At 41.8% G+C, this 23,082-nt stretch carries 11 protein-coding genes, 5 tRNA genes and 1 pseudogene; 4 read left to right on the top strand and 13 right to left on the bottom strand.

The window, feature by feature from the left end; genetic code table 11:
* Positions 1 to 152: 152 nt before the first annotated feature.
* From QUE03_RS07610 to QUE03_RS07595, 4 genes and pseudogenes are all read left to right on the top strand, one after another.
* Positions 153 to 1,123 (top strand): annotated as a pseudogene (locus QUE03_RS07610) (IS110 family RNA-guided transposase).
* A gap of 560 nt (positions 1,124 to 1,683) precedes the next feature.
* Entirely contained in the window at positions 1,684 to 4,671 is a 2,988-nt protein-coding gene (locus tag QUE03_RS07605) for a hypothetical protein (protein ID WP_286266743.1), read from the top strand.
* 35 nt (positions 4,672 to 4,706) lie between these two features.
* Positions 4,707 to 8,693 carry a hypothetical protein gene (locus QUE03_RS07600; RefSeq protein WP_286266742.1) on the top strand — a complete coding sequence of 1,329 codons (3,987 nt, stop codon included), beginning with the start codon at positions 4,707 to 4,709 and terminating at the stop codon, positions 8,691 to 8,693.
* A 1-nt stretch (position 8,694) separates the two neighbouring features.
* A complete protein-coding gene (locus QUE03_RS07595) occupies positions 8,695 to 13,638 on the top strand; it encodes a hypothetical protein (RefSeq protein WP_286266740.1) in 4,944 nt (1,647 codons plus the stop codon).
* A gap of 547 nt (positions 13,639 to 14,185) precedes the next feature.
* Here the strand turns inward: QUE03_RS07595 and QUE03_RS07590 are convergent.
* The 13 genes from QUE03_RS07590 to pal all read right to left on the bottom strand — a co-directional run bounded on the left by QUE03_RS07590 (position 14,186) and on the right by pal (position 23,051).
* Entirely contained in the window at positions 14,186 to 14,341 is a 156-nt protein-coding gene (locus tag QUE03_RS07590; RefSeq protein WP_286266738.1) for a hypothetical protein, read from the bottom strand.
* Between the two features lie 475 nt (positions 14,342 to 14,816).
* Entirely contained in the window at positions 14,817 to 16,073 is a 1,257-nt protein-coding gene (locus QUE03_RS07585) for a tyrosine-type recombinase/integrase (RefSeq protein WP_286266736.1), read from the bottom strand.
* Complete coding sequence (locus tag QUE03_RS07580) at positions 16,063 to 17,148, bottom strand: replication initiation factor domain-containing protein (RefSeq protein ID WP_286266734.1); 1,086 nt, start codon at positions 17,146 to 17,148, stop codon at positions 16,063 to 16,065. The genes QUE03_RS07585 and QUE03_RS07580 overlap by 11 nt, the downstream gene beginning before the upstream one ends.
* 16 nt (positions 17,149 to 17,164) lie before the next feature.
* On the bottom strand, positions 17,165 to 17,344 hold the full coding sequence (locus QUE03_RS07575; protein WP_286266732.1) for an AlpA family transcriptional regulator: 180 nt from the start codon (positions 17,342 to 17,344) through the stop codon (positions 17,165 to 17,167).
* 537 nt (positions 17,345 to 17,881) lie between these two features.
* Entirely contained in the window at positions 17,882 to 19,126 is a 1,245-nt protein-coding gene (locus QUE03_RS07570) for an integrase domain-containing protein (protein WP_286266730.1), read from the bottom strand.
* A 305-nt stretch (positions 19,127 to 19,431) separates the two neighbouring features.
* A tRNA-Ser gene (locus QUE03_RS07565) sits at positions 19,432 to 19,519 on the bottom strand.
* 254 nt (positions 19,520 to 19,773) lie between these two features.
* A complete protein-coding gene (gene nadA, locus QUE03_RS07560; protein WP_286266729.1) occupies positions 19,774 to 20,817 on the bottom strand; it encodes a quinolinate synthase NadA in 1,044 nt (347 codons plus the stop codon).
* A gap of 327 nt (positions 20,818 to 21,144) precedes the next feature.
* Positions 21,145 to 21,220: transfer RNA gene (locus QUE03_RS07555), tRNA-Lys, on the bottom strand.
* 40 nt (positions 21,221 to 21,260) lie between these two features.
* Positions 21,261 to 21,336, bottom strand: a tRNA-Lys gene (locus QUE03_RS07550).
* A 40-nt stretch (positions 21,337 to 21,376) separates the two neighbouring features.
* Positions 21,377 to 21,452, bottom strand: a tRNA-Lys gene (locus QUE03_RS07545).
* Positions 21,453 to 21,498: 46 nt separating this feature from the next.
* Positions 21,499 to 21,574 (bottom strand) — tRNA-Lys (locus tag QUE03_RS07540).
* A 144-nt stretch (positions 21,575 to 21,718) separates the two neighbouring features.
* Positions 21,719 to 22,498, bottom strand: coding sequence for a tol-pal system protein YbgF (gene ybgF, locus QUE03_RS07535; RefSeq protein WP_286266727.1), 780 nt, complete (start codon positions 22,496 to 22,498; stop codon positions 21,719 to 21,721).
* A gap of 13 nt (positions 22,499 to 22,511) precedes the next feature.
* A complete protein-coding gene (gene pal / locus QUE03_RS07530) occupies positions 22,512 to 23,051 on the bottom strand; it encodes a peptidoglycan-associated lipoprotein Pal (protein ID WP_286266725.1) in 540 nt (179 codons plus the stop codon).
* Between the last annotated feature and the right edge of the window lie 31 nt (positions 23,052 to 23,082).

Below are 23,082 nucleotides of genomic sequence, written 5' to 3'. Positions count from 1 at the left end.
ATATGGTAGTTCGATGATTGGTAGGCTCCTCTATTGAGAGGCCGATAACAAGTACGAACGCCGTATAAAACTCCAAGCCCTAAACTCGGATAGTCAACTGGGTCTCGAGCCCGAATAGCAAGGCAGAGTCAGCTTATTATGGATACAAAAAAATTCAAAATGAAATCAACATCAGTGTCGATACCGACAAAACACAACTCGATATATACATCCGCCCGTTAGATATCCATTTCACCGTAACTAACGATGAAAAAGGTATCAAGCAAGCCGTAAAAGAAATTAAAAAGCATCAGCCAACACGCATTACGATTGAAGCAACCGGGCGTCTTGAACAGGACTTTATTATGGCGTGTGCAAACGCCAACTTACCCTTTGTTAGTGCCAACCCTGCACACATCAAAAGTTTGCTGGAGCCATCGGCCAACATGCAAAAACAGATAAGCTGGATGCGCAATTAATTGCTCATTATAGTGAAGCGATAAAACCTAAACTCTCTGTGTTAAAACCCGCCACCATGCAATTAATGAGTGACTTACTTTCCCGTAGAAGACAGCTAATGGGATTACAAACCATGGAGAAGAATCGTCTTAAAATTATGCCGAAGACGATTAGCAGTATGATTAATCCCATCTTAACAGCCTTCAAAAACCAGCTCGATAAACTAGACCAAAAACTATTGAAACTAATGGAAAGTTGCGAGGATTATAAAACTAAAAATATGATAATCCAGAGCATGCCTTGTGTCGGTAATGTAGTTGCGTTCAACTTACTAAGTGATATGCCTGAGCTCGGGTATTTAACCAATAAACAAGCATCGTCTTTGATTGGTGTTGCACCATTTAATAAAGAAAGTGGTATCTACCAAGGTACTCGACAGATACGAGGAGGACGTCCAAAAATTCGAACGGTAATGGATATGGCGATGATGTCTGCAATTCAATGTAACTCAGTTTTCAAAGGCACTTACGAGCGACTATTAGCGGTAGGAAAGCCAAAGAAAACAGCGTTAATTGCCTGTTTAAGTAAGATGATTGTTATTTTAAATTCAATGGTGAGAGATGGTGTCATGTGGGATCCCAAAATGAGTTCAATATTAGGAATTGACACCATAGTCACTTGTTAGGGGTATTGGCCAAAATTTCTGTGTACGAATCCCACTTGATATATGCTATTTCCGCAACCTTCGCCATAAGATAAGCTGTTCTATCATTGTATGCCTGACGATGTGAAGGTAGCGCCTACTCCACTGCCGAACCGGAAGAATCAATGCTCTTTTTTATCATAACGCATTTTGTTCTCCTTGTTCATGCAACATTTTTAGGCACAACAACACTCTAGACTAACTTTAGATAAACTGTTGAGTTTTTGTCTACATTAAAAATAGAGGAAAGTTTTTAGTTGCTTCATTCGAAATTATTCCATTTTATAAATGAGTTAAAAAATTTTACAAAAAATATGAAAAGTAGACTATTTTTAAAGACAGTATGTGATAAACAGTAGATTAAATTGCTCGTTCACAGGAAAAGCAAATTAAAAATCTGGGTTGAATTTTAATTTTGGTGTTTGTGACCAATGACGCTTCGCTTTGGATATGTAAATTCATCTGTACCCGTTATCTAGATTACAATTGTCTACAGGGATGAATAACTATAGAGGCTTCTCCGCGTATATAAGGAATATAAAATGTGGGTGTTAGAGGGTGAAAAACTAACAGGGCCCGGACTAGGTGACCAAGGTATAACTCTCAAGCAGGTCTCAGAAGGTCAATGGGCAGTGGAGGCCAAAACAAGCTTTCCAATATTCAAAAATGACAATGCCGTAAACGCTTTTTTTGACAAAGACATTCCCGTTACGGCAAGCGAAAACAATTCTTTAACGTTACATTTTCCAGCCGACTGTGCGCTTATTGTTGAGCTAAATCCACTTATACCGCTTTTCCCGGCGAGCAATAAATGGGTAAAATGGAGCGACTCTTCGGCTGGAGATATCTCGTTCAAGATTACACATACGTGGCCAGACCCTTTTGATTTGACAATTCCATCCGAGAAAGAACTACTTCAAGCGGCAATCGAAAAGATTGAGAGTTTATCACCTGAAAAACAATGGAGTGCACTGCCCGATTTTGTCACCGGTATTTTTGATCGAACCTTATTAGATGTCGGGGGAAAACGCCCCAAGGTTTCCGACCTTAAAGTGTCTCTTGGAAAACCAACATGGGACCAAGATAGTTTCAAATTTGAAAATGCAACTGCGGAACTGACATTAGGCGAAAAATTATTATCTCTGACAGCTGAAACTGTTGTACTTGATCTGCGAACAAAGCAATTGGCTAGCGGCAATGAGGAGCTACGCTGCCGACTCAAAGAGATGAAAACACTACATCTCGGTAGCTACCTGAGCGTAGAGATAAACGCGGGCAGCGTGATTAAACTGACACCTGCAGCCTCACGCGCAAAGCTGAGTTGGGAAAATGATGGTTCAAAACCAATAATGTCGATATACATGCCTGGTATCGAAGGTGAAGAGCCCAAAGGCAAGGAAGGTCGTTTTATTCTTGATTGTAACTCTCCCGGTACCCCAAATGAAACATTTGAAATCGGCCCCAATGGTTTAACTGCGTCTGCCGTTTGTAGACCAATGACTCTGCCATTAAAGGGCGGAGATGGTGAACTTAAAGTGCAGGTTCAGGAAGGTAGCTTAAAGTTTGTCGAAGGCCGCTACACTGCAAGTATTTCAGCCAGAGCATCACTGCCTTTTTTGGAAGGCGCGAATGGTTTGCTACAGGTAATGGCATCGTCTGTTCCGGGTGAAAATCCATTCTTGGCAACCTGGCAAATGCAAATGGCTGAGGTTTGGCAAGATCCGACGGGATATCTGCAAATTGAAAATCCAAAAGCTTCGGTGACAATCAAATACACCAATGGGAAGTGGGATTTAGACGGCGCGGTTGGTGGACGGTTGCGTGTACTCAATGGGGCGAAATTACTTGGGGACGCAGGTGTATGGTTGGAAGATTTCCTCGAAGACTTCAATCTTGAATTTGATGGTCTGAAGCTATCTCAACTGACCACACTATCAAGTTCCGATTCCAAGGGTGACTCGAAATCAAAACCAGCGTCGATAACGCTGAAGCCAATCGGTCTGCCGGATGAACTGCGTTTATGGAAGCTGTTTCGTTTTAAACTTTCCTCATACCAGTTGTTTAGTGACGGTTCATTTGGATTTGGCGGTTTGATAGGCTTTGAGCAAGGAGGTGTTCGATTCAGTGGCACTTTGCCGCGATTAAAAGTGAACTGTAAAGGAGGGCTTAAAATCTCTCGTTTTGAGGATGAGGCCCTGTCCATTGAAGGGCAACTAACGACGCCGGGAGGTGTATCTGCCCGACTGAGTTTAATCCAGGTAGAGGATGAACTAGTATCTGAATTACAGGGTCAGGGTTCACTCGTGATGCCAGGATTCCCAGCGATTGGTGTCAACTGTTCAATTGGGCGCAGACCTGATGACCAACCTGTATTGATGCTATATGTGGAAGGCGATTTTCCTATTACCCTTTATCCCGGTATTATCATGCGCAAAACCGGTGTGGGGTTTGGCGTCAACAAAGTACTCAAGGGAACAAACGGTGTGCACCCCGAGGAACTGGTTCCAACATTGATTTCAAACCCAGCAGGTTTGCCAAACCCGGCACTGCCTGACGGGTGGGAAGTTAGCACAGAAGATGACATTGACGTCTCATTCGCAGCCCAAACCTATCTTGCACCCACGCCCCGTGGTAATGGGCCATTTCCTTATATAGGGCGAGCGACAATGTTTGTCAGGCCCACAAACGGATTTGTAATCCTTTTAGCTAGCAATTTGTGGGTTTTTACATCTCTTGAAGATGCTGGTACCGAGGCGTTCCAAAGAAAACCTGCGATGAAGGGGGTAGCTGCGCTGTTTCCTCGGCATGGCTACTTTGAGCTAATGGTGCGAACAGAGCGCTCTCCGCGAATGACAAAACCCGTACAGATTGTACAGAAGGCATTTGAGATAGGTTCTGGTGAATTTTACATGAAAGCGTCACGCGATGTATTCGTATATCGAGCGGGACCAATGAATGTTGAAGCGAGTTTAGCAGGAGTAAATTTCAAAGGGAGTTTGCTTTACGCCGTCCATGTAAGTGGCGATCAAGCAATTGCACTTAATCAATTTAGTCTTGCAGCCCATACAAATAAAAGCTGTGGTGCCAGTTTAAGGTTCGGCCCTTTGAGAGTTTCAGCCGGATTTAATTTATCTTTTGATCTACAGCTTGAAGCTTTAGCAGCAGGTATCGTGCATAAATCACACGGTCCTATTTTGTACGCTCGCGCGAACGTCATGGTTGCTTTTGCAATAGCTGCTTGGGTGAAGCTAGTTTTCAGTCTCACAATCAAGCTATGGCGCTTCAAAAAAAGCATTCGCTGGTCAAAAAGCTTCAGTACCACACTACGATTAAGCGCCCAGATAGATCTAGAAGTAGCTGTCTCTGCCAATTCAGCGCTTTATGGCCGGACGCAAGTCAAGATGCACTTATTTGGCTATCAATTCAAACCTGTACTGGAAATTGGCAATAGAAATGCCGGAGGTTTGACGACCGCCAGACATATCACAAACCAGATTGTATATCCGAAAAGCTTGCCCGCTTATCACTAGAATTGGAAGATAAAACGATGACTGAAAGCTATCGATTGATTTGCCGCAGCTTGCCTGACGATGACAACAGGAAGCGAGCGTTGCTGTTGCGCGATCCTACACCATCTGGTTCTGCTGAACCAATCCACTTTCTTCGAAGACCCACAACTGAAATGACTAGGCGAGGTGACATGTCAAAACAGTGGCTACCAGATTGGCGTTATCAATTCGCAATGCCCGATTCTGATCATCTGAATAATCTTCGTTACACCAGAGTTTCAGTCGAGCGGAACGAGGGTGAGCGGTTAATAAAGTTTCAGGTGTCCAGAGCGGCCCCACTGCGAAATGCGAAGATACGTTTTTTTGAAGCATTTGATAAGGTTTTGGATGAAAGTAGCAGTGCACAAGATAAAATTGACGTAACTGCGTCATTTTCAATTGATGCCACTGCAGGGCAAAACTCAGTCCTCGAAGATCAGGGCGATTCAATGAGCGAGCAAACAGAGGATAATCTTGTTGACGTAGGTAGCCCAGGAATATCGGCACTGCTTGAAGTCTTTTGGTCTGATTTGGATTTAGTCGAGCTGGCAGAATTGGGACTAGAGCCGAATGGGAGTCCAGGCTCCGTAACACTGGCTGTCCTTTCCGGTATGGTATTTGACTTGGATGGCAAACTAACCGATGCATCAGATTTAACCGCTAGACTTGAAGAATTTGCGCCAGGTGACTCGGATAGTTACAGGGAGTTACATGAAGAACAAAGTGAGATTAAACTTGATGTTCTTGTGCCTAAAGATCAGGTGGACTCTCTACCATTGCCACTGCTAATCGATCAATCAAGGTCAGGCTGCCGTATTCGAGTGGATTGGGATAAGGTCAGTTCAGAAAATCTGGACACTGGCCTTAAAGAGTGGAAAGACTATTGTTCGAAAGATACATCAAAAGATGTAGTAACAAAAAACATTGAAGACTATACACTCGTTTTGTATCGAGCCGTAGGACTAGTTGCAAAAGGAACAGAAGAAGAATTAGGCCGATTTCCTCCAGTAGTTGAATTTTTGGAGGACCAGGAACAAGTAGAAGCCGGCACAGGCAAATTGCCATACCCAACAGAGGAAAAGTGGCGGCAAGCCAACGAGGGCGTTTTTGATGGCTTGGGCGAAACGCGGTACTCAGGAGAACGGCTGCATTATCGTCTGGAATTAAGGAACGTGGTGGACCAGATTGTCGCCACAGGTAGCATTGCAGAATACCGGTTACGACTCGACCCTCCTCCTCCCCCTTTGCAGGCGCAAGTCTGTGTCAACAAAGACAATCAAATTTCATTTGAAATTGAAGTTCCTGAAGGCGAAGAAGCATCGGTGAAACCCTATGTTCTATTTCAAAAACGCCCATTGGATGCTTGCGGCTTCTATGGCACTGATGATGATCTATCATTGGAGGAAGGCTTAAGACAGGCAGATTTGAACTTTGACAAAGGTACTGGAATTCAAGACTATAGTGGTGACTGGTCTGAGCATCCAGCCTTTCAATCAATGCAGGGGAAATACCAAAACTTTGGTTTAAACGAGCTTGATATTGGTGGTGAAGCTTGCTGGCAGGTTTTAGTTAAGTCTAAAGACGGCAATGATGAAAGCGAAGACTGGCAAGATGTTGACAATATCAGTGAGCAAGGGAGATACAGAGTTGTTGCCTCTGGGATTCCTTTACCGGAATTAAATGATGGAAATCAACCTTGTGGGTTCCGCTTTTATGCAGGGCTTCGAAGGATAAGTGGCGACGACAAACGCTTGCCAGAGAGTCAAGTAGAACTCTGTGCCCACTTCCTGGCGAAGACCGAACTCCAAGACAATAAACGCAGAGACGTTAGACAGCGCGTTTTTCAATTGGAGCGATTGCCAGAAGTAAAAGACTCAAGAAGTTGGATTGAGAAAATGTCGGCCCTTTTAGTCGATGATGGTCGCATTTTATCCCAACCTCGACGACAGCCTTCTATGGCCTCAGAAGAGGAGCTTGAGCAGAGAACGCCATACAAAGTCCGCGTAAGCATTGACGGAACGTCAGCATCGCATGGTGAAAGTGGTGGTTTTCGAATCTATGCTCGCGATATCTTAGGCGACAATGATCGCCGTGACTTCACCCCCATAGGTGAGTTTGAAGCAGTCTCAATACCTATTTATCGTTATCGGCCTTACCAGTTTGACGGTCGAAAAGTTCTTGTTGCAGATGCAATTTCGGCGAACTGGGAGATCACGAAGCCCGGTGCAAGCACAGAAGATGCTGACAAAATGTTCCAAAGTTTTGCCGAAAAGTTGAGTTCTCGCTCCGGAACACATTCAACATTGGGACGATTAGTGAGCGAGCCCGGATTAAATCTCAATACTGGGGTAAAACCAGACGAAATACCCTCTCGTCTTGATGCGAAAGAACTGAAATATGCAACCGCAATGACACGCAACTTGAATGAAGCACTCAAGGCGATAGATGAGAAAATTTCTTCTCTTGAAAGCCTTGCAACATATGTAACTTCGGAGACTAAAAAAGATGAAGTAAGTCAGTTGCTACGCGGCAGCTGGCCGCTTTTAGGTCCATTTCTCGGTTGGGCAGTAGAATCAGGGTTTGCAAGGGATTTGATACTGCCTTTTAGCGTCAGCAAAATACAAGACATCAACCAATGGTTTGTAGAATTCACTTCTAACTTTCCTGGTAATGTGCGCGTATTCGTCTCAAAATTCACGCCGCCGGCAGCGCAAGCTTTAGCCGCAGAGTCTGTTGTTAAAGACTTGGTTTTGGCTACCGTCAGAATATTGGTTGTTCCCAATGAGGAAGAGCTCTCAAAAGCGGTTTCTGACAATGGCTTGCGCTCGGCGCTTAAGATTGCGCTCAGCGGAGAAAACCAACCTGAGTTAAGAGTTTTCCAGGAAAAAGGCGAGATACCTGAATGGCTTGTACTTGATTCCAGTGGTTGGGCGTCATTACTCTGGGACGGGATCCAGGACAAATGGCATCACAGACTTGAGTTCGCTGCTGAGCGACTGGACAGATATGAGAGAGCACATGCGTTTTTCAATATGGCTACTAGCTCAGTCTTAAGACCAGTTTCCTCTGATACCCCGGGTTCAAAAATATCCTTGGAAGTACCTCGCCGAGAGCCGGCGCCATCAGCACCCGGTATAATGGCCGCTAATGACCCTGTTCGAGTGAAGTTTAATGTAACCGACAGTGTTGAGCGAGAAGAAAGTACCCACAATGCATTGGTTCGAATGCGTTATGGTGACGTAGTGCTGAAAACAAGACTGCTTTGCCAGTTTCCATGGGCAGAAACCTACGCGGCAGCGCCTGAAACGTGGCCATTTCAACCCTACAAGCATGAATCGCCAACAGTCACTAAGCCCGGCGATGAGCAACTTCACAGTTGGGCAGATTGGAATGGGACGGACGAAATTGAGGAGCCTGATGCGCCCTATTTTCTGGTTTACCGCCGAGAAGTTCGTTGGCAAGCCGATGATGAAGAGGGTGAGGTGTCTCACGCAAGTTGGCAACGACGACCAGCAGCAATGTATGTGGAAGAGAATACGGCTTACTGGAATCTTGATGATGTCAATTTGAAATGGAAACTGTGCTTGCCAATTGTTTGCCTAGGACACCTCTTAAGTGATGAAGAATCGCAACATCCTGATGCCAAGTATGCGTTGGATTCCGGTAAACCTGTAGGCGACCTCCCAGACTTACAAACTAAATATGTGGTGTATCGGAAATTAAATAATAGCTCCGCATTTAGCAAATTTGTCGAGTTGACGGGCCCGGGATTCGAATCACCTTTATTGGGAAATGGCAGCCCTTATAGCTATCAATTGCAATTTGGAACGCCACTAGAAAAAGACGTAGAACTTAGCTCAGAGCTTGCTATTAGCCAAGACAGTTGGGAGATCGCATTCACGCCAGAACACTTTGGTCCATATCGACCAAAAGACGCACAATGGCTTCTCTTGATAAGCCGTGACGATATGCATGTGGAAATGGAAATTAAGGTGGAGGACTAGCATGAAACTCAAATACTTTGAATTGAAACTTCGTGGTTTAGAGTTAGGCTTTGATGATCCCACTAGTGTTTCAGACCCTCAAATTGGTGAAGAACAAATCCCTTATGGTCCTTTAGAACTGGACTTGTCTGATTCTGGGATTCCAAATGACCATCCAATCCGAAAGTTTACTCGTGCTTTCTACGTCCAGCAGAACAACCCTCAAGGATATCAGCCAACGGTTGTGATTATGGTGCCGGCTGTTGAATTTCTTTGGAAATTCGCGAGTGCTGATATCGATTTACCGATAGAACTCCAGTTTACCGAGAATGCCTGGCAATGGCGGCTGCTAAAAAGTGCACCAAATGACAATGGCAAGAACCTTGTGAGGGAGTTTGCCAATAAATTGAGAGATTTAATTGGTTCAGCAGATACGGGCACAGTGCCTTTCTTGGAAATCCCTGATTTGGATGCGCTGCGAATTGTCGGTGGCTCAATGTTGCCTGGTTCAGAGAATGAACATGAGTGGCGAACAGTCAAAATGGATGAACCAAATGACAATGGGATTACGCTGCAAACTCAGAATGGTTGGGTAGGTATTCGAACACTTGACGGCGGTCTACGAGTCAATTTATCAACCGTCCAGGTAAGTCGCTATGATACTGGCAAGTGTAAAATTACTTTTAAGGAAGATGACAAACGTAGTCACCTCCCTGATTCCAGTGTCAAAGTTCGGTTCAAACTGGACTTTAATGGAGCAGATGAAGAAGTCAGAGAAGAGACACTCATTAGCAATGTAGAACTTGCAAATGGACGACAAAAGACGATTTCAATGGATGTAGGTTGGTCTCACACTGATGAAGACCAAGCGTTCCCGTCAGATCAAACATCAGGCTCTCCAAGTTTATGGATTGGCGCACAACAGACTTGGCTCAATTTGACTCATCCAATCAACAATATAGTGCTGGGAACTGAGTCGCGTCGCTGGGATCTCAGTGCGGCATTATCTGCATTTGATGACATTGCAATTCACTGTTTGCTTGATCAGGCGGGTGAAAAGCAATTAGAACTTAAATTTGATGAATATGGTCACCCAGTTTCGGCGGAACTCATCATTGCCAACCCTGTTTTTGAATTTGTCTGTGACAAGGTTAACGCTATCAGCAGTGGTGCATTGGCAAGCCCCAACCACCCGCCAGTTCTTCAAATAGGAGAAACGGAGCGTTTGCACTTCATAGCCAAAGTTGCAAAAAAAGTCAAAAGCGACATGGTCAAATTCAAGGTCAAAGACAGCGTTCCGATGCTTGAGCTTCATCCTCATAATGCTGGACCAGCGTTACACAGCAATCAATTGTGGTTAAAACCTGGTTTTCCTGTAGTAGCTCCGCTGGAATGGGCGGTTAACGATTTACAAAGCAATCGCGCATTAAGTTTGCTCAGAGCACTGGTTCCAGTTGAAGCGCCATGCTGGCTCGACCTCAGTAAGGGATCGTCTGAATGGCTACTCGAAGCAGAGAAAGCCACGTTTCCCAACAATATTGTTGGGTCAACTCTGCTACCACTTACCCAATATTCGCAAGGACAATGCCTCGAATGGCGTATTGTTTCGAATACCCAAATAGCGGTTTTAGAACGTTTTGCAAATCCCCATCTGGACCGACAGTTTGGCGCCACTCGGATCAACAAAAATGGTTTAGATGCTAAAAGTGATATTGCCCCAGAACATGTTGCGGTTCAAAAAAGATATGTTGTAGACCCCAGTCAAGCGAAAATTAGTATTCAAGAATTCATCGAAAACAACGCGTTTGAATACGAGCCAACCGAACCCGTAGATAACGAAGTCACTAGCATTTCCTGCAACTATGATCAAACCGGGAATGATGCGTTTTTTACGTGTCAGGTGCTCAAAGATGGCGACTGTTTGCGCTCCTCTGTACTGTTAAGGCAACAATTTCAGGAGCGATTGAAGGAAGCTGCATTATCCCTAGAGCCATTGGCTGTGACCAATGAGAAGATGGTTCGATTCCAATTAATTGGTCTAGGTGCCGATCCAATGACATTTTTACCTTGTCACAGTGCATTGCAGGGCAAGGTAATGAGTATCCCAATAGATATCGGTGATAACGCAATAGACTTTGATGGGTCTGCGAGCTTACCTGCTCAATGGCTCCACGATCAGGTGCTATCTAAAGATCACGTACTACCTAAAGATCAGGAACTCAATTTCAAAGGATTTAAAGGTATTGAATCTCGCAGTATTACCTTGGAACCAAGCGAAATAAACAGAACATTGACGTTGAAGCAATTGGTTTATTGGTTTCAAATTGAAGGGGTTGCCTTCTCAATTCAGTCGGAAGATAAACTCACTATCTATCTCCGTGAAGAATCAAATCGTCCACTACTTGAGGGACCCAACGGCAATAACGCCATGATGCATTTAAATGAAACTAAAGACCAATTGGCCTGTGTGAAAACGCATAAATTGGCACCGGAGTTACTTGCCGAAGAACATTTGCTTCCGCAGCGCAAACTGGTTTTACGGCAGTCTAATCCGCAATTAAACCTTTGGGAGAATTCACAGCAACACAAACACCTAACGTTTGCCATTACAAAATATGACAACGATTTGCCCGGCCAAGATCACGCTTACATTCAGGCTGGCGTCTACCACGTGGCGTGGGCAAATGAATGCTACCGCGGTGGTATAAAAACTCCCCTGAATGGCACAGGTATTGTGCTCGGTGGCTTGACTCGTCTTTTTATGCGCTTGGAACGAGATGCAGAGAGTGGCGACTTAGTTGTTGCTGAAGGTATGGTCGGTTGGCGATGCCCCACTTTACCAGGTGGATTTGAGAATACCGGACGGGCCAGAGCAACATTTTATGCGAGCAAATCCAATGGTTGGCATACATTGCGTCTTTCAGGGTGTTGGCAACACAATGAGCAAGATGTCGAAGTCGCTTTGGTACGGCACAGCTTTAATATCAAATGGTCGCTTGATTCTGGCTTATGCAATATCCAAAACGCCAGTAAAAAGGTTTGGGGTATTGTAGGCAGAGGCCCATTAAATAAGCGAGTATTCGCTTATCAGACAATCGATTTAACAAAAAATGACGTTAAGTTTGGCGGAAGAGTCAAAACCCATGAATTGGAATCTGAAACGATCGATCTTGAAGAAGTTCGGACATTACCTACGAATATTACGAGACCCGCAGTTTCATTTGGCGTAGTCGAATCATATAGCCTCCGATGGGCTTTAAAAGGCAAACGTACTATTATAAATTGGATAGATCCAATCGCTATTGCAGAAGATTTTTCCGCCTTGCGAGATGATTTATTACCACATAGTTCAATCGCACCGGCGGGAAGAGCGCATCGTAAATGGGGTGATGCCGACAATGAGATAGCAGTCACGGAATCCGAGGAACATGGTGACCTGTTATGTCCGGTCATAAAATTAGAAGAGCCCGGCAAGTCAGTCGAACAACGCGCAAAAATTTGGCTGTTTACTGAAAAAGAAGGCGAGGAAATGGCCGTGCCACCAGGTTTTGTTGAATTTGCCGATCAAAACGATGACCAAGCGCCAATGGTCAGAACAGCTGAACAAATTCTAGCCTATATTGGTTGGCGCAAACCCGCTATTCTGGAAACATGGGTCGACGAAAAGGATGAACAAGGAAATAAAGTATCCACTCGTCCCCATTGGTCATTAATCGATCCGCCTTTGTTAAACATACATTCGTCGCTGGACTATTTCACTACCGCAAGTGCTAGCGGACATGCAGAATCAATCCACAGAAACTCGGATCTTGTGCCATTGAGTGGTGAAACTGACGACAGTTCGGCTGTAAAAGCCGATCTAACAATCCTTAAAAAAGAATCTGAAAAATCCAGCTCGTCGATACCCGTCGAGTTCAACGCCACTTTTGAAGAAGCTACTCAAGGTCTGTCAGAAGTTAACGTGCGTCGATGGATCCCCTTTGAAGTTAACCAACTACGCGAGCAGTTTCCCGGCAGCCCCTGGCCTTCATGGACAGAAATACCCCTCAACCCCGATTCAAAAGCTTTTGGAACCGCTTCAAATGCAACCAATATTCGCGTTGACTCTGCCAGTCCGCGCCCTGGTGAATTGATGGGAATATCATTGGAGCCTGCGAGTGGAAATCAAATTAAAGGTGCGATAAGCAGGAGCCCTCGCTCTCACGCCGTCGTAGAAATGGGCTCCAAAGTCGATGCCTCCAATGGAATTACCTGGTGGGTTGATCCTCCTATCCCGAAACTGAGTTTACCTCAAGACTTAGCGCAACCAGTATTTGCTTTATTGGCCGGCCGTCCCGGTGCAATAAAACTGAAAGTCAATGAAAGCTGGCCCTTGCGATGGATTGCAAAGGGAGATCTTGACGCATCGAATTTGCGCGTTGTTATGAGAATAAACGCACTCAGTGAAAACGAATCTGCAGAACTCGAAGTAAAATATGGCGATGTCGTATTCAGCAAACCAGTCAAAGGCAATTCACCTGAGCAATATTTAATACTGCCTCCGTCATCGCAAGGAGAGCTACTTCATATCCGGTTGATGCAGACATCGGAAAAAGACACTGAGTGGAATATTATTTTTGATGTTTATGCCATTGTTCAACCCTCGAGTGAATTTGAAATAAGGGTTGATGCACCGGTTGCTAACTCTAATCCAGATCATCAGGTTGCTTATCAACTCAATGCACCTTTCAATCTAATCAATGGCATTAAAACAGACGATATGCCGTTAAGAAGACCTCATACTGTAGCAATTTTGTCCAAGAATAATCTATTAGCTTATGGGCCTTGGCGAGTGTCATATACACCACATTTAGCCGACGACAATAATTCGATCTTTTGGCGCGCTGAAAGCCACTGGAACGAAAACATTCAGGAAGAATGTGAAATTCTATGTATAGCGCCGGATGGCTCGGAATTATGGATCTAAGCAGTTACATGAAACTAGCTTTACTTTAGGTGAAGTGAGACTCAGGAGTTTATTAATTGTTACTTAGTTGATAGAAAATGGATAAGAGGTATTGAAAACAACTTCTAAAAAAGCCTAAGTTTGAATGGCTTGATGTGAGAAAATCAGAGTTCAATGATTGTATAGAATTTTAATTAAAGACTTAGATTGAATCGATACCCTGTAACATAACTATCCCTAATATCTTGTTAGTCGATTTCTGGATATCGCTAACTCTATTATTAATTGAGCGCAATTCACTTTTATTATTTAAATGCTCCTGCAAAATAACATCTGGACTGTTTAATGAGTGTCCAATATAGAAAACATAACTATCTCTAGGATCTATTAACGCATAAGCCTTGTAACGTGACATTTTTTTCCTACTAAACTGATTATGAAGTTAATACCAAAATAGTAGAGAAAATCAAAAATAATTTCAACCAATTGTATTTAAAGGTTTTTGTGTGCGCAAATTGCGCGCAGCTGTAGTAAACTTCTTCGAAAGAAAGTTTAAATTTATCATTTATCATTTATCAAAATATGCAGGATGGTTTTTTCGAATACGAATAGCCCGTCCTTTTTCTACTGCAGAATGTGTTTGTTTGATGATCATGATACCTGGTCCGATACAGTCAGTATGAGAGCCACTAGACAACAAATGTCCTACTGTAGATATTGGCATATTTTTCATTCGTATATCTCGAATTGACATTTTATTATCAGTTTCATTATTTCGGTTACTTTTAAAGTAGTTAATAAAATTATTTAACCAATACATATCAGTTTACCCCTTTGTAATACTTCAAATACCTCAAAGTAAAATTTAATTCTAAACAGTTATGAACAAGCAACTCTCTAGCGAATTTTCACTTGCATAAATTGTCTTTATTGAAAGTTTCATACAACCTACATTAATTAAAGGGTAACTTGAATTTATTAGCTCTAGAGAGGATGACAGAATATTATTCTGTGCATAGTGTTAACCTCAAATTACACATTTAAATTATGCTTTTGCATGATTACAACCATTTTTGAATGGGAATCGCATACCAGATAAACAGAATTTAAAAGCCAATCCTTGGCAAAAGAGGTCCTAAATAGAGTATTCTTTACAACAAGTTTCATCAACTAGTTACAAGCAATTGAAATTAAACAGTTTAACTTGCAATATTCAGTTTCAAATCTAACACTGATCTTCCACACTCAAATTCAGCCAAACCATGATCTAGCAAATATTGATGCCAAAGAGTTATGGCTTGCAGACACTTCTCATTGGCAAAGGTTTGAATGTAGGCTTGGTCGACTTGGCGCAACTGGTGATTTAGTAAAAACTCACCAATAACATAATCAACACCGAGTTCGAGCCAAGCTGTACGTGCAAGTTTTCTAAGATCATGAGCACTCCATTTCCTACCAGCCAGTACAGAGACTTTTTGCGATGCATATTGGGCAGTCACAGCCTGTTGAACATCCTTTTTCTTTGGAAATAAAAACGGACTTCGTTGATATTTTAACGGTAACTGTTGTTTATGGTATTTTAGTAACTGCCACACTAACGGTGTTATAGGCAAGCGAAGATTTTGCCCTGTTTTGGTATGCTCAGCTGGAATTCGCCATTGATTATGCCGTTTATCAAAATCACTCCATCTTGCCTGACTGGTTTCTCCGACCCTTGTGCCATAAAAGAGCATTAATAAAACTAAACTTTGTTGCATAGGTTTTTCATTGATAATCTGTTTAAAGACCTTTGGCAAATCAACCAATGTGAGTCTTGCTAGTTTCGCTTTCGCTTGTTGACTAGAAAAATCTTTATAAGTTAGTGATTGCAAGGGATTCTCAATAATCACCCCGACACCATTAGCTGTTTTGAACGCACGTTTTAGCACCTGAAAAACTTGTTTTACTGTTGAAGGTTTATGAGTTTGCAATAGTGGCCAGCATAACTGTTGATCAAGTACACTCCTAGATAGCCGTTTTACGGGCACCTCACCTATTCTCTCTAGTAAATGACTTTCAATGACTGAGCGAATTCCTTTTCTCGAATGTATCGATAAATTATTATTTGCTAAGCATCTATTTAAATACCAGCACAAAATATCTGCCACCGTATTATTAGCATTAAAGGATGCTTCAACAAAGTGCCCTTGTTGGGCAGTTAGCATCATTCGCTCTAGTGCTATATCTAGAGCTTTTCTCGCGGTAGTTGTTGATATTTCGGGATAACTCCCCAACTTCACCCATCGATTTTTGCCTTGGACTCGTTTGACCAAGTAAAATGTACCGCTTTTACGTGAGCTGTGATAACGATAATAAAACGGTTGGCTACTATCCTTTAATTGAAATATCCGTTTATTTTTTTGATTTTCAAAAATCATTTTGTTTGATATCAAGAGCTCAACTGTTCTATAGGTCATTGTGAGAGCCTCGTACTTCAATATCATTTCTTATTAAATTGGTTAATGATATTTTTACCAAATCAAAATCGACTATATCTGGAAGCTTCACCCTTTCAGGTATACCACCCCTTTTTATTCCTTGAAATAACAATTCATCATCTTGTAGCACTTTAGACAAGACACTTGCAGTTCGACCATATTGTTTTCTCATATTTCTATATTTAGGAAATAATGAATCAGCAACTCTATTTGCAGCTTCTCGTTGACAATTTCTTGGCTGAACATTTTTTATAAGCTTTCTATGTGCTTTAGGGTAAGCACCTAGAAAATATTCGTCAGGATTGAGCATCGCTTCATTTGGTATAAATATTACACCTTGGTTTTTTAAAACAACTTCATGGCGAAACCATTTTCCATAACGACTATCGTGCTCTGCTATTTTTTGCTCTATATATTTTGGATAGACTCTTAAGTATTTAGCTGAACTAAAAGAGCCCAAATACCATGTCTTATTAGCTCCCTTACCTTTGGTATCTGGTAAAGGTGTTTTTCCAGATGCCGGTTTATATAATTTATTACTGTAATCTTTCTCTACACGTCTAACACTGTACTTTCCAGTAAAATCATCGTAACAAATATCAAGTCGCCTTATGACGCCTACAAGTTTATTGCTTAACTCAAAAAGTCTATAGAAACCACTTTTATGAAGTTCAATTATCGTGCACTGCGAGCCACTTAGTTCAAGTTTAATAATCTTGTTTTTAAAGTATTTAATACTGCCTTTAGGCTTTTTTTCAAACTCAGGGAATGAAGAGTAAAGCAAAAAACCGCTATCAAATTTATTCATATAGCGTGGTGTAGCATTGCTAAGTCTAATACCAACTGTTTTTAAATAATCAATGATTACAAGTTTTTTATAATCAAAGTCAGCTTGTTCTTCGGTTTTAAACTCAATAGAAATGTGATCAATTTTCGTTTTATTTTGTGGACAGTTTGTCATTAATTTATTCTCGACAATATTTATATAAAGGTGAATAGAAATAAGGGCTCTGTAACTTGTATTAAAAGCGGGAATGATAGCCTTAATAATCATTCCCGCTATTCAACCACTACTGAGACTGTTCCATTTTTGCTGTTAACCATTGGTCAATTTCACACTCATTCCAAGCTACGGCACGGGCGCCAAGCTTAATATTTTGCGGAAACGTTTTTTGCGACATCATTGCGTAAATGCTGCTTCGGCTTAGGCCTGTTTTTGTTTTTACTTGTGGTAGACGAATAAATTTCATAAGTATTCCTGGGGGTATAGAAACCCCTTAACAAATTCAGTTAATAGTAATATTTTGTGTGTTTAACTAATGAATAATCGAATTAAAAATTGGCAGGAATGTTTTGGTTAGAATGTCTAAAATTCATTACTTTTAAAACATATACATATGTTACTCGAATCGGATATCGAGCGACCCAAAGTAAATAAACTCTAGTCTGAGAATTAATCTGTATTTGAAGTAAGTTAAGGAAAATGATCGCCCAGCATAGGAGGCTATACAATTCCTGAAGGAGTTGTTGTTTGAATTTTTGTTTCTTAGAATTTGACCATAGAGAAAAGTGCTCACCGTCAAAAATTGACATGAACGATGCATCGGAATTAGCGCCAAGATTATCAATTAAAATAATCTTGTTTATCCCTCTAGTTACCAATTTAGTATAATTTAGTCGGCTCTTGCCGTTCCTCTATTCTGTGGTGTCCAATAAGATCTACGATCGTACGATAACAGTAAATCAATCAATGTCAAATAGTAAAGTACAATCGATTGCTAAATAATTTAAATAGCTTTCAGATGTTTAATGTTACTTATCACGCTCATATTGCCAGTTGAACTTTCTTCAATATGATTTGACCACCAGCACATCATTACTTTTCTCTTTTCAAGATATTCTGCTCTGTTATAAGCCTTACGCACTTCATTTTTGTCCACGTGTGCTAATGCAGCTTCAATTACATCAGGGTTAAATTCTTGCTCATTTAAGGTTGTGCTAGCCAACGCTCTAAAACCATGGGCGACCAACCTATCTTGGTAACCAATCCGCCTTAGCGTTTTATTGACAGTTTCTGTATTAACATGCTTTTTAGGGTTGTTACGTGATGGAAATACAAAGTCAGTATAAGGCCTTCTATGTTGCTCCAGCACTTTCAGTATGTTTTGAACTTGCGGCGATAATGGAATGATGTGCTCTCTCCCCATTTTCATGCGAGAGCCAGGAATAACCCATAAACCATTCTCTAGATCAAACTCGTTCCAACACGCCTTTGCTGATTCATTTGAACGAGTCATGGTATGCAACTGAAATTCTATTAATGCTCGTGTAACTACAACAAGGTTAGCTGCATTCAAAGTCTGCATGAACTCAGGCAACTCGTCGGGTTTAATTGTCGCCATATGCTTACGTTTAGGCTTTTCAAATGCAGCATTAATACCACTTAACGGGTTTGCATGAACTAAGCCTGTATTAACAGAAAAAGTCATGATTTCATTTAACCGCTGAGCCAATCGCCTTACTGTTTCCAAATTCCCCGCAGCAGCAACTTTTTTAAGTGCATCTATGGCAATTGGAGCAGTTAGTTTGGAGATAGGATATTTTCCTAAAGGTGGAAATACATGAATTTCTAAAGAGCGCCATATGTCTTTAGCATAGTCTGGCTTAATAGAACTTTTCTTTATATCAAACCAATCTACAGCGACAAATTTTAATGTATTTTCTAACAAGCCTTTTTGCTGATTATGTATTTCTAAACGGTGCTCTTTCGGGTCTATATCCTGAGCAAGTAACTCATGGGCTTCTTTGCGCTTCTCTCTTGCGTTAGCTAAAGAAACCGCTGGATAAGAACCAAAACTAATATTCGCCCGTTTTTTAATGAAAGGCCTAGTGTAATTAAATAGCCAAAGTTTAGAGCCGCTTGGTTTTACCCTGAGTTGTAATCCATCACCATCAGCCAGGTTATATTCTTTTTCTTTAGGTTTTGCCTGTTTTACTTCTGTATTAGTTAACGGGGTTGTTCTTCTAGCCATAGTAACACCATCATGGAAAACTTATGTTTTAGTAACACTGGAAAACTGCTAAAAAAAGCGTAGTAACACCAGTTCAAGCCCAATAAAAATAAAGAGCTCCGCATTTTAACCAAAAACCAGCCAACGCAAAAACCTTATTTTTAGTAACACTGGCTATGTTTAACGCCTGCCAGTGTTACTACGAATGTTACTAAAAGTTTTGGATGGAGTAAAACACTAATGGACTTAGATAGACACCAAGTTTCTGTAAAACATAGGAAAAATAAAGACACCAAGACTTTAATGGAAGTTAGGAGAAGAGAGAATGGCGGTGACGGAGAGATTCGAACTCTCGAAAGGTTGCCCTTTACACACTTTCCAGGCGTGCTCCTTCAGCCACTCGGACACGTCACCTTAAATTTGAAATAGTTTCATCGGGCAGTAAACACATCCCTGATGATCGGCACCCAATCCATTCGTCCATGAATGTCTGCCGTTACTTGAAAAAGCAGCGCTTTTTCAATTTGATAACGCCCCACTCGGACACGCCACCTTGAGAACTTTAAGAAGATTTTCTTTAAGCGGCGCTATGTTAGGTAATTTAACGCAGTTAATCAATGACAAACTGCGCTTTTAGCGCTAATTGACTAAATAGTCGGCATTTGCAATCAGTTGTTAAGGATATTAGCAGCAAAGTCCAACATCTTATTCGTAGATTTAAGGGCACCTTCCCTAATATCCATATCTACAAATACCTCTTTACCTGATGGGTTTATTAGCGCTTCTTCAATTGCTTGTAGTCCATTCATTGCCATCCAAGGACAATGTGCGCAGCTTCTACACGTAGCGCCTTCTCCGGCGGTTGGTGCTTCGAAAAATTCTTTTTCAGGGCACAGCTGCTGCATTTTATAGAAAATACCACGATCGGTGGCTACGATGAATTTTTGGTTAGGTAAATTCTGCGCTGCTTTAATCAGTTGACTGGTTGAGCCAACAGCATCTGCCAATTCGATAATTTCAGCGGGAGATTCAGGGTGCACAAGTACGGCTGCATCTGTGTGCATTGCTTTCATGTCGCTTAGCGCTTTAGTTTTAAATTCATCGTGTACAATACACGCCCCCTGCCACATCAACATATCAGCGCCAGTTTGTTTTTGAATATAGTTGCCTAAATGACGATCTGGGCCCCAGATAATTTTTTCACCACGTTCATCCAAATGCTCAACAATTTCAAGTGCACAAGAAGAAGTCACGATCCAGTCTGCTCGCGCCTTCACTTCAGGAGAGGTATTGGCATAGACAACAACCGTACGATCAGGGTGTTGATTACAAAATGCATCGAACTCTTCAATTGGGCAGCCAAGATCGAGTGAACAAGTCGCATCGAGTGTCGGCATTACTACGTTTTTAGTCGGGGTTAGTACTTTGGCCGTTTCACCCATAAACTTAACACCAGCGATGATCAAAGTATCAGCATCATGCTCATTGCCAAACCTTGCCATTTCCAATGAATCGGCAACACAGCCCCCGGTTTCTTCAGCCAGTGCTTGAATTTCAGGATCAGTGTAATAATGAGCAATTAGTACGGCATTTTTTTCTTTAAGAAGCTGTTTGATACTGTTCTTGTATTCGTGCTTTTCTGAATCAGATAGAGGCAGAGGCTTGGCTGGAAATTGAAAATCAATATCTACGGCTAAATTCGATTGCGACATGTAAAACTCTGGAGCAACTTTGCTAAAAACTGGGACGCAATTATACGCTAAACATTTTCGAATGTGTATATGCACAAAGGCTTATATCAAAGCAGTTAAAGAGCGATGAAATTAAAGAAGTTTTTAGGTAGCTGTTAGAATTTTTATTAGAAAGTGGTCGGTCGTGAAGGATTTATTCCGTACATCCTGTACTTCACCCTGCGGGCGGTGCCTTGCACCTTCAATATTGTTCCTGACAATTTTGTGAACCTTCTTCTCAGGTTCTAAAAACTGATCAATGTGAAATGTAAAATGTAAAATATGGACATAATGACATGCTTGAGAAGTTGGTCGGTCGTGAAGGATTTGAACCTTCGACAAATTGGTTAAAAGCCAACTGCTCTACCAACTGAGCTAACGACCGAATATAGATTTTATACAAATAGATGGCCACTTAAAAAAAGTGGTCGGTCGTGAAGGATTTGAACCTTCGACAAATTGGTTAAAAGCCAACTGCTCTACCAACTGAGCTAACGACCGAATATAGATTTGATACAAAAAGATGGCCACTTAAAAAAAGTGGTCGGTCGTGAAGGATTTGAACCTTCGACAAATTGGTTAAAAGCCAACTGCTCTACCAACTGAGCTAACGACCGAATCTAATTGTTTGTTACAAGCTCCGCCACAATATTGGTAAGAAAGTGGTCGGTCGTGAAGGATTTGAACCTTCGACAAATTGGTTAAAAGCCAACTGCTCTACCAACTGAGCTAACGACCGGTAACTTGTAATCTTGTGACCTCTCGGTCACGCGCCGCATATAATACTCATATAAATTTTTAGTGCAACAACAAATTTATATTTTTTTTGAGTTTATGTTCTGTTTGCTCAAATACAAAGCAAACAGAACAAGTTATCGGCAGTTTATTGTTGTAAGCTAGATAACCTAGGTTGAGCAAGCTGGGCAGGTGTTGACGAGGGGTACTCGCTGATCAATTGCTGATAGATAGCAACCGCTTTACCCTTCTGTCCTTGCTTTTGAGCAACCAATCCTAACTTTAGCATGGCATCAGGTCTTTTATTTGAATCTTTATATTGTTCAACAACAATATTAAATTCTGTACCAGCTTCATCTAAGGCGTTTTTATTAAATAAAAGCTGTCCTAACCAATAATGCGCATTAGCTGCATAGGTAGAATTAGGGAACTTCTCATTGAATGCTCTAAATTCAGGAATAGCCTTGTCATACTGCTTTTCTTTAAGCACCATATTTACAGCACGATCATACGCTTCATTTTCAGTTAAATTGGCGCTATAAACTGTTGCAGGCGCCCCTGCTACGCCTGTTGGCGCAGCTAATGTTGAAGGTACTTGATTGGCTGGTTTTAATGCTTGCGATACACGTCGATCGAGCTCTTGATATAGTTCTCGTTGACGTTCAAGCACTTGGCCCAATTGATGACTATGCAACTCAGTGACACCACGAAGTTCATTGACTTCATTTTGCAATTCATCAAGTTGGCGTTGAATATTTACCTGCGCACGGTTACGTGCATCTAATTTTCGTTCTAAGCTCGCGAGTTGTCCGGAAACTCCGCCAACAGGCTGAGAACTCACATCTATAACGGGCGCAGGCTCTGTAGCCAGTACAATAGGTGTACCGACTACTATGGCAAGCCCAATAATAATCTTATTGAGTTTCATCGACAGCCTTGTATTAGTAAACTAAAACAGCGCGACGGTTTTTAGCGAACGCAGATTCTGTGCGGTCTTTAACCATTGGCTTTTCTTCACCGTAGCTAACTACGCTAAGTTGTGAAGAAGATACACCCATGTTTTCTAAATAAGTTTGAACGGCTTTTGCACGACGCTCGCCTAATGCAATGTTGTACTCTGGCGTGCCACGTTCATCAGCGTGACCTTCAATTAATACATTTACATCTGTATTTTCATTAAGGAATTTCGCATGTGCATCTAAAATAGTTGCGTATGTGCTATTAACTGTTGAAACGTCAAAATCGAAATGTACGATGTGCTCACCACGAAGGCGTTCCATCTCTTGGCGCTTTTGTTCTTCAATTTCAGCGGCACGTTGTGCTGCTGTAACTTGAACGTTATCTTGTGCTTGTTCTACAGTTTGAGTGCTGTTTGTGTCTACTTGGCTTTGAGCGTCAGTATCAGAGCTTGAGCTACAAGCGCCTAAAGTAAGTAAAGGTAATGCAATAGCTAGGCTTTTAACTATTTTGTTTAAGCGCATTTTATTTTTTCCTTATTCATGTAATTTGAAT

Source organism: Thalassotalea atypica, assembly GCF_030295975.1.
Classification (GTDB): Bacteria; Pseudomonadota; Gammaproteobacteria; order Enterobacterales; family Alteromonadaceae; genus Thalassotalea_F; species Thalassotalea_F atypica.
The sequence above is the reverse complement of the archived record's forward strand: the minus strand, read 5'-3'. Positions and strand labels throughout refer to the sequence as shown.